Raw genomic sequence first — 3,025 nt, 5'->3', positions numbered from 1 at the left:
CAGGGTGATGCGCCGATCCGCCAATCGGGCCCGCAGGTCGTCCACCAGCAGGTTGACGACCCGCTCGATCTCGGGCAGGGTCAGCGGGGAGAACAGCACGACTTCGTCGACCTGGTGAAGGAACTCGGGCCGGAAGGCCCGGCGCAGGTCGGCCGTGATCCGAGCGCGGACCTCGGGTCCGGCCGTCCCGTCAGCGTCCGGACCGCCCGTGAGCCGTTCGGACCCCACGCCGGAGGCCAGGATGACGACGGTGTCGCGGAAGTCGACGGTGCGTCCCCGGGCGTCGGTGAGCCGACCGTCGCCCAGGACCTGCAGCAGGACGTTGAGGACGTCGGCGTGTGCCTTCTCGATCTCGTCGAACAGCACCACCGCGTAGGGCTTGCGTCGTACCGCCTCGGTGAGCTGCCCGCCCTCGACGGGCCCGGTCTGGCCGGGTGGGGCGCCCAGTAGCCGGCCGACGCTGTGCCGCTCCTGGTACTCGCCCAGGTCGATGCGGATCAGACTGTCCTCGGAGTCGAACAGGGCCGTCGCCAGGGCCCGGGCCAGCTCGGTCTTCCCGACCCCCATCGGCCCGAGGAAGAGGAATGACCCGATCGGGCGGCGCGGGTTTCCGATGCCCGCGCGGGCCCGGAGCACCGTGTCGGCGACGAGCCTCACCGCCTCGTCCTGTCCGACGACCCGGGCGCGCAGGACCTGGTCGAGGCGTCGCAGCTTCTCCCGTTCCCCCTCGAGGAGCCGGGCCACCGGGATCCCCGTCCAGCGGGAGACCAGATCGGCGATCTCGTCGGCGGTCACAATCTCGCGCAGCAACCGGTGGCCGCCCCGCCGGGGGGTGAGCCGTTCGGACTCGTCGGCGAGCCGCCGGTCCAGTTCGGGAAGGCGGGTGTGGCGCAGTTCCGCCGCGGTCGCCAGGTCGTGTGCCCGTTCGGCCTCCTCGGCCCGCCGTCGGGCCTGTTCGATCTCCTCCCGCAGCCCCCGGACTCGCCGAATGGCCTGGCGTTCGGCCTCCCACCGCGCGCGCATCGCGTTCGCCGCGGCCCGCACGTCGGCGAGCTCCCCACGGAGCTGGTCCAGCCGGGCGATGCTCGCCGGATCGGATTCCTGCGCGAGCGCGGCCTCCTCGATCTCCAGTCGGACCACCCTGCGGGTGATCTTGTCGAGGGCGGTCGGCATCGAGTCGATGTCGGTGCGCAGCATGGCGCCCGCCTCGTCGACGAAGTCGATCGCCTTGTCCGGCAGGAAACGGTCGCTGATGTACCGATGGGACAGCACCGCCGCCGAGACCAGTGCCGCGTCGGCGATCCGAACCCCGTGGAAGATCTCCAGCCGTCCTCGCAGCCCGCGCAGGATAGAGATGGTGTCCGTCACTGATGGTTCATCGATTATGACTGTCTGGAACTGGCGTGCGAACGCGGGGTCGGACTCGATCTGCCGGCGGTACTCCTCGAGTGTCGTCGTCCCGATCAGGTGCAGGTCGCCGCGGATCAGTAGCGGCTTGAGCACGTTGCCGGCATCCGTCGTCCCCTCGGCGGCACCCGCCCCCAGGACGGCGTGTAGTTCGTCGACGAACAGCAGGATCCGCCCCTCGGACGCCGTGACCTGGGCCATAACCGCCTTGAGTCGTTCCTCGAACGCACCGCGGTGCGCCGTCCCGGCCGCCAGCGCGCCCAGGTCGAGCTGGAACACCCTCCTGTTCCGCAGGCTGTCCGGAACGTCCCCGCGGAAGATCCGGTCGGCGAGGCCCTCGACGATCGCGGTCTTGCCGACTCCGGGGTCGCCGAGCAGCACGGGATTGTTCTTCGTCCGGCGGGACAGGATCTGGATCACTCGGCGGATCTCGGCGTCCCGCCCGATCAGGGGGTCGAGGCGGCCGTTGCGGGCGTCGGTGACGAGGTCGCGTCCGTACTTCTCCAGCGCGTCGTCCGTGGCCGTCGGCGAGGCGGAGATGATGCGCCGGTCTCCGCGCACCCGGGTCAGCGCGATGAGCAGGCGTTCCCGGGTTAGACCCTGCTCGTGCAGAATCCGGCCGGCCGGTGTCGTGGGTCCCTCCTCGAGCAGGGCCAGCAGCAGGTGCTCGACCGAGATGTACTCGTCGCCCAGGCGGTGTGTCTCCCGTTCGGCGGCGTCGAGGGCCCTGGACAGACGCTGCGTCATGTACACCTCGTCCGGTCGGACCCCCGGCCCGGACACCCGCGGTCTGCGCTCCAGCTCCGCCTCCACCGCACCGGTGAGGGCGGGTGGGGTACCACCCGATGCGATCATGAGGCGCGGGACCAGTCCGTCCGGCTGCTCGATGAGCGCGGCGAGCAGATGTTCCCCGTCGATCTCGGTGTGGCCGAACCGCATCGCCCTGGTCTGGGCCGCCTTCAACGCGTCCTGGGCGCTCTCGGTCAGCTTGGTCGACTTCATCGGTACTCCTCGCCGGGGCCGGCACGGCCGGGGCCGTCGCGATGGCCGCGGATGCGCTGTTCGAGTTCGTCGATGCGGTCGCGCAGGTCCAGCACGACGTCGGTGGCCGCATAGGTAATGCCGAGGTCGCGGCGCAGCCGTTCGATGCGCACCGCCTGCCCGACCGCGCAGACCGGCAGCCACCACTGCCCCGCCTGGCCGACGCGCACGTCGAGCAGGCCGAGGGCGACCAGCCGGCGGACGATGTCCGGGCCCAGCCGGGTGCGCAGGCAGAAGGAGTCCAGCCCGAGAAGATCCAGACCGGGTTCGACGCCGCCCAGGTGGGTGATCCCGGTGACCGGGACGGTCGGGACGGTCGGGTCGGGATCGCTTCCGGCTGCCCTTCCCACGATTACCTCCTGCTGATGGATGCCTCCTGCTGATGGGCCGATCCGGTGGTCCCCCGCCCACCTGGGGATGTGGAGGGCCGGTCCGGAGGAGCACACCGCCCGTGCGGCGGAGACCGGGCCTGGGCGCGGGTACGGTCGAGCCGGATCATCTCTGGGTAGCGGTCCGATTACCCATGTGACCGTAGGTCGAACCCGATGGCGTTCGCAACCAGAGGTGACGACTCCAC

At 70.9% G+C, this 3,025-nt stretch carries 2 protein-coding genes; both read right to left on the bottom strand.

Annotation, left to right across the window (positions count from 1 at the left end; genetic code table 11):
* Positions 1-2,409: ATP-dependent Clp protease ATP-binding subunit (locus ACY45C_RS13145; protein WP_462187908.1), on the bottom strand; the 2,409-nt coding region annotated here is incomplete at its 3' end.
* Positions 2,406-2,798 (bottom strand): chaperone modulator CbpM, encoded by a 393-nt coding sequence (locus ACY45C_RS13140; RefSeq protein WP_462187907.1) that lies wholly within the window; start codon positions 2,796-2,798, stop codon positions 2,406-2,408. The genes ACY45C_RS13145 and ACY45C_RS13140, both read right to left, overlap by 4 nt.
* Positions 2,799-3,025 lie beyond the last annotated feature (227 nt).

The organism is Frankia sp. CcWB2, from assembly GCF_977927585.1.
This window is presented reverse-complemented; position numbering and strand designations above follow the sequence as displayed.